At 65.8% G+C, this 14,882-nt stretch carries 8 protein-coding genes and 1 pseudogene; 5 read left to right on the top strand and 4 right to left on the bottom strand.

From position 1 onward, the window contains the following. Window positions 1-348, bottom strand: a pseudogene (locus FNJ47_RS50645) (hypothetical protein); the annotation flags it as partial. A 15-nt stretch (window positions 349-363) separates the two neighbouring features. Here FNJ47_RS50645 and FNJ47_RS53365 point away from each other — a divergent pair. The 5 genes from FNJ47_RS53365 to FNJ47_RS37235 all read left to right on the top strand — a co-directional run bounded on the left by FNJ47_RS53365 (window position 364) and on the right by FNJ47_RS37235 (window position 11,958). Then, window positions 364-6,588 (top strand): Ig-like domain-containing protein, encoded by a 6,225-nt coding sequence (locus tag FNJ47_RS53365; protein ID WP_206685387.1) that lies wholly within the window; start codon window positions 364-366, stop codon window positions 6,586-6,588. A 136-nt stretch (window positions 6,589-6,724) separates the two neighbouring features. Beyond that, entirely contained in the window at window positions 6,725-7,930 is a 1,206-nt protein-coding gene (locus FNJ47_RS37220) for an ABC transporter substrate-binding protein (protein ID WP_163160844.1), read from the top strand. Window positions 7,931-8,072: 142 nt separating this feature from the next. Then, on the top strand, window positions 8,073-8,867 hold the full coding sequence (locus FNJ47_RS37225) for an enoyl-CoA hydratase (protein WP_163160845.1): 795 nt from the start codon (window positions 8,073-8,075) through the stop codon (window positions 8,865-8,867). Between the two features lie 15 nt (window positions 8,868-8,882). After that, entirely contained in the window at window positions 8,883-9,638 is a 756-nt protein-coding gene (locus FNJ47_RS37230; protein WP_163160846.1) for a VOC family protein, read from the top strand. 205 nt (window positions 9,639-9,843) lie between these two features. Continuing rightward, a complete protein-coding gene (locus FNJ47_RS37235; RefSeq protein ID WP_163160849.1) occupies window positions 9,844-11,958 on the top strand; it encodes an acetate--CoA ligase family protein in 2,115 nt (704 codons plus the stop codon). Between the two features lie 159 nt (window positions 11,959-12,117). On the opposite strand, the gene FNJ47_RS37240 is transcribed toward FNJ47_RS37235, so the two are convergent. The 3 genes from FNJ47_RS37240 to FNJ47_RS37250 all read right to left on the bottom strand — a co-directional run. After that, window positions 12,118-12,918 carry an enoyl-CoA hydratase/isomerase family protein gene (locus tag FNJ47_RS37240; RefSeq protein ID WP_163160847.1) on the bottom strand — a complete coding sequence of 267 codons (801 nt, stop codon included), beginning with the start codon at window positions 12,916-12,918 and terminating at the stop codon, window positions 12,118-12,120. 38 nt (window positions 12,919-12,956) lie between these two features. Further along, a complete protein-coding gene (locus FNJ47_RS37245) occupies window positions 12,957-14,117 on the bottom strand; it encodes an acyl-CoA dehydrogenase family protein (protein ID WP_097671039.1) in 1,161 nt (386 codons plus the stop codon). 30 nt (window positions 14,118-14,147) lie between these two features. Beyond that, window positions 14,148-14,882: acyl-CoA dehydrogenase family protein (locus tag FNJ47_RS37250; RefSeq protein ID WP_163160848.1), on the bottom strand; the 735-nt coding region annotated here is incomplete at its 5' end.

Raw genomic sequence — 14,882 nt, forward strand, 5'->3', positions numbered from 1 at the left:
GCCCTCGAACACCGTGGAAACGGTGTGCGTCGGCGTGACGACCATCGTGCCCTGGATGAAGATGTCGCCATAGGCCGAGCCGTTGCTCGCGCCATTGGCGCCTGTACCGCCGGTCTCGGTGGCGGCGGAGGCATTTATGGCGGCGGTAATGGTGGGTTCGCCGGCGGTGGTGGAGGATCCGGCACTGGCAGCGGCTATGCGCATACCGGCGGCAATGGCGGATTTGGTGGCGGTGGCGGCGGTTCGAACGGCACGCCCGGCACCGGCGGCTTCGGCGCGGGCAGCGGCTCGCTCGCCGGCGGCGGTGGCGGTGGTCTCGGCGCCGGTGGTGACATCTTCGTTCAGCAAGGCGGCAAGCTGACCGTGATCGGCGGCACCCTGTCGGGTGCCACCGAGACCGGCGGTACAGGCGCCAATGGCGCGAGCAACGGCTCGGCCTATGGCGACATCTTCATCCAGGGCACGATGGTCGTCACGCCGACGCACACCGTTTCCACGGTGTTCGAGGGCTTGCAGACCGTCACCACGCTGACGATCGCCGACACGATCGCGGACGAGAAGGGAATCAGCGGCACCGGCACGACCGGAAAGTTGCAGATCTCGGGCGGCGGCACGCTGACGCTGACCGGCGCCAACAGCTATGTCGGCGGCACCCAGATCGATGCCGGCAATACGCTCTCGATCACCGCGGACAACAATATCGGAGGTTCGGCCGGCGCGCTGATCCTCAACGGCGGCATGCTGACCACGACCGGCGGCTACACTTTCACGCACGACATTCAGGTCACCGCCAATGGCGGCACCTTCGACATATCCTCCGGCACGATCGCCGACGCCGGCGCGATCAGCGGCTCCGGCACGTTCACGCTGTCGGGCGCCGGCACGTTGCAGCTCGGACTCGGCCAGCTCGCAGGGTTGACCGGGACGCTCAACCTGAGCGGCGGGCACCTCGGGTTGACGACCGGCGGCACGTTGGACGACGCGATTTCGGTCGGCGGCAGCTCACTCCTGAAGATCGCAAGTGGCGTGACCGTCACCGACACCGCCTTGATCAGCGGCGGCGGCAATCTCGGCATCGACGGCGGCGGCACCTTCGTGCTCGGCCATGCCAACACCCACGGCAGCACGACGATCTATTCCGGCACCGTATGGCTGACCACGGCCGGCGCAGCCGGCACCGGCAATATCTCGTTCACGACAGGACTCGCCAGCACGCTGAAGATTGACGATGCCGCGCTCACCGGCAACGCGTTCGCCAACAGCATCTCCAACTTCAATCCCGGCCAGAAGATCGATCTCACCGGGCTGCACTACAACACCCAGAACACCGCACTCAACACCGTCAGTCTTTCCGGCAACGTCGTCACGGTCTCGAACGGCACGGTGACGGATACGTTGACGGTGAACGGGCTCGACGGCGGCGCCCGCTTCCAGCTTTCGCAGGATGCGAATGGCGGCACGATCGTGCAGCTTGTGTCGACGCGCGTCTTCAATGTCTCGAACGTCACCGAGCTCAACGCAGCCATCCTGCAGATGGATTCCGGCGGCCAGAACGCAGCGCCGAATGCCAACTACACCATCAACATCACCGCCAACTTCAGCCTCTCGTCGGAGCTGTACGCGCTCAATCTCCTGAGCGGGTCGAGCGTCACGATCAACGGCAGCGATGGTCACGGCGGCGCCTACACGATCGACGGCCTCAACGCCCAGCGCGGGTTCTTCGTCTATGCCGGCAACGTCAATCTCGAGAACCTGACCATCCAGAACACGGTGGCCGCAGGCGGCGGCGTCATCCAGGGCGGCGGCGGGGGTGGCGCCGGGCTCGGCGGCGCGCTGTTCGTCTCGTCGAACGGCAGCGCCACGATCGACAATGTCGTGTTTCACGACAGTGCCGCGATCGGCGGCAATGGCGGAACCGGCAGTACCGCGAGCAACGCCAACATCGATGGTTTCGGCGGTGGTGGCGGAATGGGCGGCCGGGGCGGCAACAGCAGCGGTGGCGGCATCGGCCTTCACGCGCAGGGTGCGAACTCCGCCGCATTTCAGAACGGGGTCGCTGGCATCGTTCCCGGCGCCGCGGGGGGCGGCAAAGGCGTCGACGGCTACCTGATCCCGTTCGGCGGCGGGACCATGCTTTACTGGTATGGCGGAACGGGCGGCGCCAATGGCGGCGGCGGCGGCGCGGGTGGCTTCTTCGGCAACAATAACCGCGCGCACGGTACCGGCGGTGGCGTCGGCGGCGGTGGCGGCGTCAGCGGGCTCGGCGGTTTCGGCGGCGGCGATGGCACGGCGGGCGGCGGTGGCGGCCTCGGCGCTGGCGGCACCGTCTTCGTCGAGCAAGGCGGCTCGCTGACCGTCAAGGGCGGCTCGCTGTCGAACGATTCCGGCTTCAACGCGGTCAAGGGCGGCAGCAATGGCGGCGGCCAGGCCAGCGGATCGGCATACGGCTCCGGCATCTTCATCCAGGGCAACAACAATCTCAGCTTCACGCCGGCCAGCGGCCAGACGCTGACTGTCACCAACGACATCGCCGACCAGAGCGGCAATGGCGGTACGGGCGCCAATGCGGGCGTCGGCGGTCTCGCCATCGGCGGCGGTGGCACCGTCATTCTCGGCGGCAACAACACCTATATCGGCAACACCACGGTCAGCGGCGCCGGCACAAGGGTGTCGATCTCGTCCAACGTCAACCTCGGCGGGCTCACCAGCATCCTGAAGCTCGGCGACGGCACCGGCATCAGCTTCACCGACGGCTTCACGCAGACCCGCAACATCACCGTCGCGGGCGATCCCGTCTTCAATGTCGCGGTCGGCGAAACGGTCACCCAGAGCGGCGTCATCTCCGATGGCGCGACGCCGGGCGACGTCGAGGTGACCGGCGGCGGGCGGCTCGTGCTGTCGGCACACAACACCTATTCGGGCGGCACCGTCATCAAGGGCTCCATCCTTGAGCTCGCCGCGAACGGCGCGGTCGGGACCGGCGCGATCGCTTTCACCGACGGCTCTACCGAGAAGCTCGTGCTCGATGCCGCCGCGTTCTCGGGCACCTCTTTCGCGTCGATCACCGGCTTTGCCGGCGGCGACACCATCGACTTCGGCAATCTCGTTTATGACGCAACGACAACGCTGTCCTATTCAAACGGCGTGTTGCTGGTGAAGAGCAGCGGCGGCACGACGCTCGCCTCGCTGAACCTGAGTTTTGGGGCGGGCGCCTCGTTCGGCTCGCTGATGCTGGCGTCCGACGGCTCGGCCTCGCCGCATCTCGAAATCCGGTCGCAGGCGAGCATCGCCTCGGTCACGGCGGATACCACCGGTCACCTCACGACGCTGAACACCGGCAAGGTCGTCACCATCACGGTCGATTTCAGCAACGCGGTGAGCGTGACCGGCGCGCCGCAGCTGCTGCTCAACGACGGCAAGGCCGCGACCTATCTCAGCGGCAGCGGCTCGCACACGCTGGTGTTCGGCTACACCGTGCAGGATGGCGACAACGCGTCCGATCTGCAGGTGCAGAGCCTTTCGCTCAATGGCGGCACCATCAAGGATCCCGGCGGCCAGGACGCCGACGTGACCCATGCGGCCACAGACCTGCACCTCGTGGTCGACACGACGGCGCCGACTGTCTCCGTGGCGGCGACCCCGACTTCGCTGCTGGCAGGTCAGACCTCGACCGTCACCTTCACCTTCTCCGAGACGGTCACGGGCTTTGCGCTCGCGGATACGACGGTGAGCGGCGGTGCGTTGAGCAACCTCGTGCATGTCGGCCTCAACGCCTCGCACCAGGACATCTATACGGCGACCTTCACGCCCGATGTGACCAACGTGGAGTCGGGTTCGGTGCAGGTCAACGCGTCGAGCTATACCGACAGCGCCGGGAACGCCGGTGTGGCAAGCAGCGCGATCACTTTCACGGGCGACACCAAGGCGCCGACGGTGCAGGTCGCAGCCGAACACAGCACGCTGACTGCCGGCGATAGCGCCGTCGTCACCTTCACCTTCTCCGAGGCCGTCAGCGGCTTTGGGCTCGGTGACGTCACCGTCCATGGTGGTACGCTGGGTAACCTCGTCCATCTCGGCGTCGATGGCTCCGGCCATGACGTCTACACCGCGAGTTTCACACCCGACGTGACCAACACCGAGGCGGGCTCGGTACAGGTCAACGCGTCCAGCTATACCGACGTCGCCGGCAATTCCGGCGCGTCGAGCAATACGATCGATTTCACCGGCGATACCAAGGCGCCGACAGTGTCGGTTTCGGCCGACCACAATGCGCTGCTTGCCGGCCAGACCGCGGTGGTGACCTTCACCTTCTCCGAGGCCGTCGCGGGCTTTGCGCTCGGCGACGTCAGCGTCAGCGGCGGTGTGCTGGGTAATCTCGTCCATGTCGGCGTCAACGGCTCCGGCCAGGACATCTATACCGCGACCTTCACGCCTGATGTCAGCAACGCCGAGGCCGGCTCGGTCAAGGTCAACGCATCCAGCTATAGCGACACGGCAGGCAATGCCGGCACGGTCAGCAACACGGTCAGCTTCACCGGCGATACGCAGGTGCCGACGGTCTCGGTCACGCTCAATCCGGACACGGTGCTGGCCGGCGACGTCTCGGTCGCGACCTTCACCTTCTCGGAGGCCGTTTCCGGCTTCAGCCTTGCCGGAACCACGGTCCATGGCGGCGCGCTGACCAATCTCGTGCATGTCGGGCTCAACGGCGCCGGCCACGACGTCTACACCGCAACCTTCACGCCTGATGTCAGCGACACCGAAGCGGGCTCGGTGAAAGTCAATGCATCGAGCTACAGCGACATCGCCGGCAATGCCGGTACGGCGAGCAATACCGCCACGATCGGCGGCGACACGCTGGCGCCGACGGTGTCGATCGCGGCGGATCGTAACGCGCTGCTGGCCGGCCAGACGGCGCTGGTGACGTTCACCTTCTCCGAACAAATTGCGAGCTTCGCGCTCGGTGACGTCACCGTGCATGGCGGGGCGCTGGGCAATCTGGTCCATGTCGGCGTCAACGCGTCGGGTCAGGACATCTACACCGCAATCTTCACGCCGGACGAAAGCAACGCCGAAGCAGGGTCGGTGCAGGTCCGGGCGTCTTCTTACACCGACGTTGCCGGCAACACCGGTGCGGCGAGCGGCACCGTCAATTTCACCGGCGATACCAAGGCTCCGACGGTGTCGGTTGCCGCAAGCCCGAGCACGGTGCTGGCCGGCCAGACTTCAGTTGTCACCTTCACCTTCTCCGAGCACGTCATGGGCCTTGCGCTCAACGATACCGTCGTCGCCGGCGGTGCACTGAGCAATCTGGTCCATGTCGGGCTCAACATGTCGGGCCAGGACGTCTACACCGCGCTCTTCACGCCAGATATCAACGACGTGCTGCTGGGCTCGATCCGGATCACGGCCTCGAGCTATGCCGACGATGCCGGCAATGCCGGGGCTGCGAGCAACACCGCCACCATCGGTGGCGACACGCATTCGCCGACGGTGTCGGTTGCGGCCGATCATACCGTGCTGCACGCCGGCGACGCGGCGCTCATGACCTTTACCTTTTCCGAGGCGGTCGCGGGCTTCGGGCTCGGCGACATCACAGTCCACGGCGGCCTGTTGGGCAGCCTGGTTCATGTCGGCCTCAACGGATCGGGCCATGATATCTACACCGCGATCTTCACGCCCGACGTCACCGACCATCTGTCGGCCGATCTGGCGGTTGCCGGGGCGAGCTACAGCGACGTCGCCGGCAACGCCGGTGCGGCAAGCGGCGCCATCACCTTCTCAGGCGACACCAAGCCTCCGGCGGCGCCGCGGGTGGCGCTGCACCAGGACACCGGTTTCTCGGCTTCCGATCACATCACCAACAATGCGCTGATCGACTGCACCAACTCCGATGCGGCCGACACGCTGCGATTCAAGGCCGACGGCGCGTCGAGCTTCTCGGCGGTGGCGCCGGTCTTCACGACAGACGGTGTGCACACCGTGACGGTGCAGGAGGTCGATGCCGCCGGCAATGTCAGTGTGTCTTCCAGCCTGACCTTCATCCTCGACACGACAGCGCCGCATCTGACCGGGATCACCGCGACCCCCTCCGGGGGCGTCGGGGCAACGGGCTCGCTGGTGCAACTGACGGTCGGCTTCAACGAGACGGTTCACGTCAATGGCGGCACGCCGACACTGACGCTGAACGATGGCGGCAGCGCGATCTACGATGCCGCGGCGACGGCGCTGCTCGGCGATTCGTCGAAGCTGGTGTTCGATCACATCGTGTCGTCGACGAATCGCGCCGGCTCGCTGGCGGTGACCGGCTTCGCCGCCAATGGCGCCAATGTCGTCGATCTGGCCGGCAACGCGGCCTCGCTTTCGGCCGTGTCCGCCGCCTTCGATGCGCTGCACATCAACGAGACCATCGCGCCGGCGTACACGATCGGAGCGATCACCCGGCCGGAACTGCATCTGGATCTGGGCGGCCACGTCATCATGGATGCGACGGCATCGGCGTTCGCCGGACAATACGGCATGCAGTATTTGTTCCTCGGCCTGCCGGCGGGAACGCCCTACCAGACCGTTGCCGACTTCCATCTCTGATCGCAACGCGTCATTCCGCTTAGCGGAAAACAGATTGCTGCCGCTGCGGCTTGCTGCACTGCGGGCCATGCGGCATGATCCGCCCCTCGAAACGGACCTGATGGAATGAGGTCCGCATCTCAAGGGGAGGGTTTGAATGAGACGAGTTTTGGCCGGCGTGTTGGCCTGTGCGTTTGCGATCTCGGCGAATGCGTCGCTGGCGCAGGACAAGCCTCCGCTGAAGCTCGGCGGCATCCTCGACATGTCGAGCCTCTACGCCGACATCACCGGCTCGGGCAGCGAAACTGCGGCCAAGATGGCGGTCGAGGATTTCGGCGGCACGGTGCTCGGCCGCAAGGTCGAGATCGTGGTCGGCGACCATCTCAACAAGGCCGACCTTGCCGCCAATATCGCCCGCGACATGATCGACAACCAGGGCGTCGAGATGATCTTCGATGTCGCTGCGTCAGCAACGGCGCTCGCCGCCGGCGAGATCGCCAAGGCGCGCGGCAAGATCATCATCTTCAACGGCCCGGGCTCGATTCGCCTCTCCAACGAGGCCTGCGGCCCCTACACCGTGCACTACGTGTTCGACACCTTCGCGCAGGCCAATGTGACCGGCCTTGCCGCGGTGAAATCCGGCCTCGACACCTGGTTCTTCCTGACCGCCGACTACGCGTTCGGCCAGGATCTGGAAAAGGACACCAGCAATATCGTGGTGAAGTCGGGCGGCAAGGTGCTCGGCAGCGTGCGGCATCCGATCAACACCTCGGACTTCTCGTCGTTCCTGCTGCAGGCGCAGGCCTCGAAGGCTAAGGTGATCGGGCTCGCCAATGCCGGCGGCGACACCATCAACGCGATCAAGCAGGGCGCCGAGTTCGGCATCACCAAGGGCGGCCAGAAGATCTCGCCGCTGCTGGCATTCGTGACCGACATCGACAGCGTCGGGCTCGAGACCGCGCAGGGGCTGCTGCTCGCGGAGGCGTTTTACTGGGACCTCAATGACGACAGCCGCGCGTTCTCAAAGCGTTTCATGGAGCGCGTCAAGCGGGTGCCGACCTCGGCGCAGGCCGGCGTCTATTCCTCGGTGACGCACTATCTCAAGGCGGTGAAGGCTGCCGGCACCACGGATGCGGCCGCCGTCATGAAGGTGATGAAGGAGACCCCGATCAACGACATGTTCGCCAAGAACGGCAAGATCCGCGAGGACGGCCGCATGGTGCACGACATGTATCTGTTCGAGGTCAAGAAGCCCTCGGAATCGAAGGGCCGCTGGGACGACTACAAGCTGCTCGCGACCGTGCCGGGCGACCAGGCGTTCCAGCCGCTGGAAGCCTCGCGCTGCCCGCTGGTGAAGAAATAGGACGGCCGCAATGCCGTCATTGCGAGCGAAGCGAAGCAATCCATCGGGCCGCATAACGGAAGAATGGATTGCTTCGTCGCTTTGCTCCTCGCAATGACGAAAGAGACACTTTCCAACCAACAACAACGAAAGGCAAAACGCCATGAGCGACAATCAGATGGTTCTCCAATCCCTCGACAAGGGCCTGCTCACCATCACCATGAACCGTCCCGACCGGCGCAATGCGCTCAATCCCGACATGACGCGCGGCCTCGTCGAGGCGGCGCGGCGCGCGCAGGACGATGCCGAGGTGCGTGCGGTGCTGATCAGGGGCGCCGGCGGCACCTTCTGCGTCGGTGGCGACGTCAAGTCGATGGCGGAAGGCCGCGCGCCGCTGCCGTTCGAGGCCAAGATGGCGAACCTGCGCCGCGGCATGGAAGTCTCGCGCATTCTGCACACGATGCCGAAGCCGGTGGTGGCGCAGCTCGACGGTGCGGCGGCCGGCGCCGGGCTCTCGATCGCGCTGTCCTGCGACCTGCGCGTCGCCAGCGCCTCCTGCAAGATCACCACCGCCTTTGCCAAGGTCGGCTTCTCCGGCGACTACGGCGGCACCTATTTCCTCACCAAGATGCTCGGCAGCGCCAAGGCGCGCGAGCTCTACATGATGTCGCCGGTGCTGTCGGCGCAGGAGGCCTACCACCTCGGCATGGTCTCCAAGGTGGTGCCCGATGCCGATGTCGAGGCCGAGGCGCTGGAGCTCGCACGCTCGCTGGCGCAGGGCCCATCGGTGGCGCTCGGCTACATCAAGCGCAACATCAACAATGCCGAGACCATGACGCTGGAAGCCTGTTTCGACGGCGAGGCGATCCATCATACGCGCGCCGGCGAGACCACCGACCACAAGGAAGCGGCGAAGGCCTTCGTCGAGAAGCGCAAGCCCACCTTCCAGGGTCGGTAAGCCGTGACCAATCACATGGCCGATTACATGCGGCTGCGGCAGATCTGCCTGGTGGCGCCGCAGCTCGCGCCTGTGATCGCGGATATCTCCGCGATCATGGGCCTCGACGTCTGCTACCGCGACGGCAACGTCGCCAAATACGGCCTCGAGAACGCGCTGCTGCCGGTCGATACGATCCTCCTGGAAGTCGTAGCGCCGTTCCAGCCGGGGCCGGGGACGGCGGCCGGCCGCTTCATCGAGAAGACCGGCGGCCGCGGCGGCTACATGGCAATCTTCTGCTGCGAGGATCCCGACGCGCGCGGCGCCAAGGCCAATGCGATGGGCGTGCGCACCGCGAACGTCATCACGCACGCGCCGTATCATGGGGTGCAGCTGCATCCGCGCGACTGCCGCGCCGCCTTCATCGAGTTCAACCACACCGACGGCAGCGACGACATCCTGGGGCCGTACCCGCCGGCCGGTCCGGACTGGCAGAAGTCGATCCGCAAGGACACGACTTTGGCGCTGACCGAGGTCGAGATGCAGAGCCCCGAGCCGCAGGTGTTGGCGGAACATTGGGGCAGGATCATCGGCGTTTCCGCTGATGGCACCGTGGTGAAGCTGCCGAACAGCAGCTTCCGCTTCGTCGAGGGCGACAGCGAGATCATGAGCGGCTTGACCTTCAAGGTCGCCGACAAGGCGAAGGTGCTCGATGCCGCGAAGGCCAGAGGCTGTGCGGTGAAGGGTGACGCATTCCAGCTCTGCGGCGTGACGTTCAGACTGATGGCGTGACGTTCCGATCTTCTTACCGTCATCCTGAGGAGCGCGCAGCGCGTCTCGAAGGATGCACGGCCCGGCTGGTGGCCGTCCATCCTTCGAGGCTCGCTCCGCTCGCACCTCAGGATGACGGGGGACGATCGGCTTGCGGGATGAGCGATTGAGCTCGTTGCGGCGATCCAATATCGTCGAGCGCAACAACAACAACGGAATGCCACCCATGCCGCATCCGCTCGATACCTTCTTCGCTCCAAAAAGCATCGCGCTGATCGGCGCCTCGCGCGATCACGAGAAGATCCCCGGACGGCTGCTCGCGATGCTGCGCAAGAACGGCTATCCGGGTGCGCTCTATCCGATCAATCCGAACTATGACGAGATCGACGGCCTGAAATGCTTCAAGTCGATCGCCGAGATCGGCGCGCCGATCGATCTCGCCATCATCGTGATTCCTGCCCGCGCGGTGCTGCAGGCGCTGGAGCAGTGCGCGGCGGCCGGCGTCAAGAACGCGGTCATCATCTCCTCAGGCTTTGCCGAGGAGGGCGGCGACAGCGCCGGCATGCAGGACGCGATCGTGGCGCTGGCGAAGCGAACCGGCATGCGGATCAGTGGCCCGAACGCCGAAGGATTCTACAGCCAGGTGCAGAAAGTCGCCGCGACCTTCAGTCCGACCGTCGACATCAAGCCGGATGCGCCGGCGCTGGTCGCGAGCAAGCGGCGGATCGGCATCGTCGCGCAGAGCGGCGGCATCGGTTTTGCGATCTATCATCGCGCCAAGGCGCTCGGTGTCGCGCTCAGCTACGTCGTCAGCGCCGGCAATGAGAGCGATCTCGGCGCCGGCGAGTTCCTCGACTACATGGTGCAGGATGCCTCAACCGACGTGATCCTGCTGTTCATCGAGGGCATCCGGGACGTCGACAAGTTCCTGGCCGCGGCGAAGCGCGCGGCAGAGCTCAGGAAGCCCGTGATCGTCACCAAAGTGGGCCGCTCCGGCGCCGGCGAACGCGCGGCAGCCTCGCACACCGCGAGCATGGCGGGCTGGTCGGCGGCCTATGATGCGGTGTTCGCGAAATACGGCTTCATCGTCTCCAACGACCTCGACGAGGCCGTGACGATTGCTGCCGTGCTGACCACCAATCCGTTGCCGAAGGGCGACCGCGTCGCGGTGCTGACGGTGTCCGGCGGCGCCGGCATCTGGGGCGCCGATACCGTGTCGATGCAGGGCCTGCGCGTGCCGGAGCTTTCGGCCGATATCCAGAGCCGGATCAAGCAATGGATGCCGTCCTATGGCGCGGCGGGCAATCCGGTCGACGTCACCGCGCAGGGCGTCTCCTCCGGCGGCTTGCAGAAGAGCATCGAGTTGTTCGACGCGTCCGACGAGGTGGATGCGACGCTGGTCGTGCTGTCGCTGTCGAGCGAGACGCGGATGCCGTTCAAGGAGGCCGAGCTGACGCCGGTGATCGCGGCGCAGAACAAGCCGGTGGTGTTCTATTCCTACACGCTGCCGTCGCAATTTGCGCGGCAGGAGCTGGCGAGATCAGGCGTGGTGGTGCTCTCGGGGCTGACCCATGTCGGCGTCGCGATGCGGCGGCTGGCGGATTATGCCGGCTTCAAGCCTGCGCCCGAGATGGCGGCATCGGCACCGCCGGCGCGCGATCTCTCCGCGCATCTCACGGCCAAGACGCTCTCCGAATATGACAGCAAATCGCTGTTGCGCGCCGCCGGCATTGCGATGCCCGACGAAATGCTGGTGACCGATCGCGACGGGCTCGACGCCGCGATCGAGCGTGCCGGATTTCCACTCGTCATGAAGATCCAATCGCCCGAGATCGCGCACAAGAGCGAGGTCGGCGGCGTCCGGGTCAACATCGCAGCCAAGGGCGCGGCGTTCACCACCTATCGCGATATGCTGGAGAGCGTGCAGAAGCAGCGGCCGGATGCTCCGATCCAGGGCGTGCTGGTCGGGCCGATGGCCAAGAAGGGCGTCGAGATCATCGTCGGCACCATAACGGATGGCACGTTCGGGCCGATGGTGATGGTGGGGCTCGGCGGCATCACGACCGAGCTGTTCAAGGACGTGGTCTATCGCCCGGCGCCGGTGAGCCCGGCTGAGGCGACCACTATGCTGGAGACGCTGAAGGCCGCGCCGCTGCTGCACGGTTTCCGTGGTGCGCCGAAGGCGGATGTCGCAGCGCTCGCGCAATTGATCTCGCAGATTTCACTGCTGGCGGCGCAGCATGCAGGCGAGATTGCCGAGATCGAGGTCAATCCCGTGCTGGTGCATCCGGAGGGGCAGGGCGTGACGATCGTCGATGCGCTGGTGGTGCCGAGGGGGTAGCGAGCTATCTCCCGCCGTCGTCCCGGCGCAGGCCGGGATCCATACGCCGCGGCCCACGAAAGAGGCACAAGCGGTGTCGGCTTCTCTCACAACTCAGTTCGGTGTTTATGGGTCCCGGCTTTCGCCGGGACGACCCTTGGAGAGAGCGGAGCCGTCCGCTTACCGCCCCTTGAAGTTCGCGACGCGGCGCTCGGCGGTGGCCTTGACGCCTTCCTTGAAGTCCTCGGTCGCGCGCAGCTTGGTCTGCTCTTCCAGCTCGTGGTTGGTTGCGGCGAGCACGCGGTCGGCGAGGCCGGCGCGCATGGTGGCGCGGGTCGAGACCAGGCCGAGCGGCGAGCATTCGGCGATCTCCTGCGCGAGCTTCATCGCTTCAGCCCGCACCTGGTACTGCGGCACCAGCACGTTGGCAAGGCCCCAGCGATAGGCCTCTTCGCCGGTGACGCGGCGGCTGGTGTAGAACATCAGCTCGGCATTGTTCTTGCCGATCAGTTCCGGCAGCGTGGTGGTGAGACCGAAGCCCGGGTGGAAGCCGAGCTTGGTGAAGTTCGCCGCGAAGCGCGCTTCGGGGCAGGCGACACGGAAGTCGGCGGAGACGGCAAGGCCGAGGCCGCCGCCGATCGCGGCACCATGGATCGCCGCGACGATCGGCTTCTTGTTGCGGAAGATGCGGACCGCCTGAACGTAGAGATGATTGATCGGCAGGTTCGAGGCCGGATCGCTCTTGGCGCGCTCTTCCTGCTCCTGGCGGGCGGGATCGCCGAAATTGGCGCCGGCGCAGAACGCCTTGCCCTGGGCTGCGAGCACCGAGGCGCGGATCTCGATGTTGTTGTCGAATTCCTCCAGCGCGTCGGCGATCTGGTTGATCAGCGCGACATCGAAGAAGTTCAGCGGCGGCTTGCGGATTTCAATCAGGCCGACATGGCCGTGGGTCTCGACGCCGATATCAGTGTACTTGGTCATGGTCTGTCCTCGTTGAATTTGCAAACGAGCCCGCGCGGCTAGCGCAGGCCCAAACCGCGGGCGATGATGCCGCGCAGCACTTCGGTGGTGCCGCCCTGGATCGTCAGCTTGGGCGCGGTCTTGATGGCGAAATCGAGCTGCTTTTCCAGCGTCTCGCGGTTGGTCGCGGTCTCCTCGACGAAGGCCGCGAGATCGCGCACGCGATGCGGCAGCTGCTGCTCCCACACCGTGCCGATGTCCTTGACGATGGAGGCCTCCACCACCGGCTCCTTGCCGGCCTGCAACATGCCCGCGACCGACACCGACATGCGGCGCATGGTGTGGACTTGCGCCACCAGCCGGCCGATGCCTTCAGCGCTGCGGGTGTCCGGATTCTTGCCGACCGCGCGCACCAGCTCGGTGAGCACGTAATAGGTTTCGAGGAAGCGCTCGGGACCGGAGCGCTCATAGGCGAGCTCGGACGTCGCCTGCTTCCAGGCGCCGTCGACCTCGCCCAGCACATGATCGTCGGGCACGAAGTAGTCCGTGAACACCACCTCGTTGAACTCGAACTGGCCGGTGATCTGGCCGATCGGGTTCACCTGGATGCCGGGCTGCTTCATCTTGACCAGGAACTGGGTCAGGCCGTGGCGGCGGTTTTCCTTGGTCGGCGGTGACGTGCGGAAGATCGCGATCATGTAGTCGGCGATGTGCGCCGACGAGGTCCAGATCTTCGTGCCGTTGATCAGATAGCCGCCGTCGGTCTTGGTGGCGCGGGTCTTCGCCGCGAACAGGTCGGAGCCGGAATTCGGCTCGCTCATGCCGATGGCGAAGCAGACCTCGCCGCGGCAGATGCGCGGGAGGATATCCATCTTGATGTGCTCGGGCGCGTACTTCAAAAGCACTGGGCCGCTCTGGCGGTCCGCGACGAAGAAGCGCCGGGTCGGCGCGTTCGCCACCCGCATCTCCTCGGTCACCACGTAACGCTCGAGGAACGAGCGCTCCTGGCCGCCGTACTTCTTCGGCCAGGTCATGCCGAGCCAGCCCTTGGCGCCGACGCGGCGGGAGAACTCCGGTGCGTCATTGTCCTCACGGTTCGGCGCGTAGGGATCAAAGGTGCCGGCGGCGATCTCCTCAGCGAGGAAGGCGCGCACTTCCTTGCGGAGCTGTTCGCATTTTTCCGGCAGGCGGATCGGATCGAAACGAAGGGCTGCAGTCATGATGTCCAGTCCTGATCTTTCTGCCTGATCTCAGCGCGAAGCCACCAGCGGCCACAATTCATCGGCGCCACGCTCGGCAACGAGCTTGCCGAGCTCGACCGCCCAGTAGCTCTCCGAGCCGAAATCGTCACGCCAGGCCAGCGCCCGCAGCGAGTAGCGATGCAGGATGTGCTCGTTGGTGAAGCCGATCGCGCCGTGCACCTGATGGGCGATGCCGCTGCCTTTCTCGGCTGCTTCCGAACAGCGGATCTTCGCCGCCGCCGCTTCGAGGAACACCGCGTCATTGTCGAGCGATTTTGCATTCGCGATGGTGTCGGCCGCCGAAGTCGCAGCGGCCAGCGCTGCCGCCGACTCGCCGGCGAGACGAGCGAGGTTGTGCTGCACCGCCTGGAACTTGGAAATCTTCTTCTCGAAGGCGACGCGCTCGTTGGAATAGCGCACGGAGATGTCGAGCATCGCTTCCAGCGCGCCTGCGATCTGCAGGCTGCGCACCACACCACCCATCAGCATCAGCGTGGTCTGGTCGAAACCCTTCGGCGCCGGCTTGGTCGCGACCGGCTGCACCTTGTCGAGCGTGACCGTGTCGTTGTGATCGCCACCAAGGCCGGTGCTGGATTCGTTCCGTCCCTTCGAGGCATCTCCCAGCGCGATCGAGAGGCCGCCGTCGTCGCTTGCCGTCGCCGCGTAATGCTTGCTGCCTTTCACTCCCGTCACGCCGCGTGCGCGCCGGCGTGGGTTGTCGCCGGGGTTGGACTGCTCGCGGTC

The organism is Bradyrhizobium uaiense (assembly GCF_010811875.1).
GTDB lineage: Bacteria > Pseudomonadota > Alphaproteobacteria > Rhizobiales > Xanthobacteraceae > Bradyrhizobium > Bradyrhizobium uaiense.

Coding starts and splice junctions, on each gene's coding strand:
- FNJ47_RS37225 (WP_163160845.1), top strand. CDS start 8,073: ATGAGCGACAATCAGATGGTTCTCCAATCCCTCGACAAGGGCCTGCTC.
- FNJ47_RS37220 (WP_163160844.1), top strand. CDS start 6,725: ATGAGACGAGTTTTGGCCGGCGTGTTGGCCTGTGCGTTTGCGATCTCG.
- FNJ47_RS37230 (WP_163160846.1), top strand. CDS start 8,883: ATGGCCGATTACATGCGGCTGCGGCAGATCTGCCTGGTGGCGCCGCAG.
- FNJ47_RS37245 (WP_097671039.1), bottom strand. CDS start 14,117: ATGACTGCAGCCCTTCGTTTCGATCCGATCCGCCTGCCGGAAAAATGC.
- FNJ47_RS37240 (WP_163160847.1), bottom strand. CDS start 12,918: ATGACCAAGTACACTGATATCGGCGTCGAGACCCACGGCCATGTCGGC.
- FNJ47_RS37235 (WP_163160849.1), top strand. CDS start 9,844: ATGCCGCATCCGCTCGATACCTTCTTCGCTCCAAAAAGCATCGCGCTG.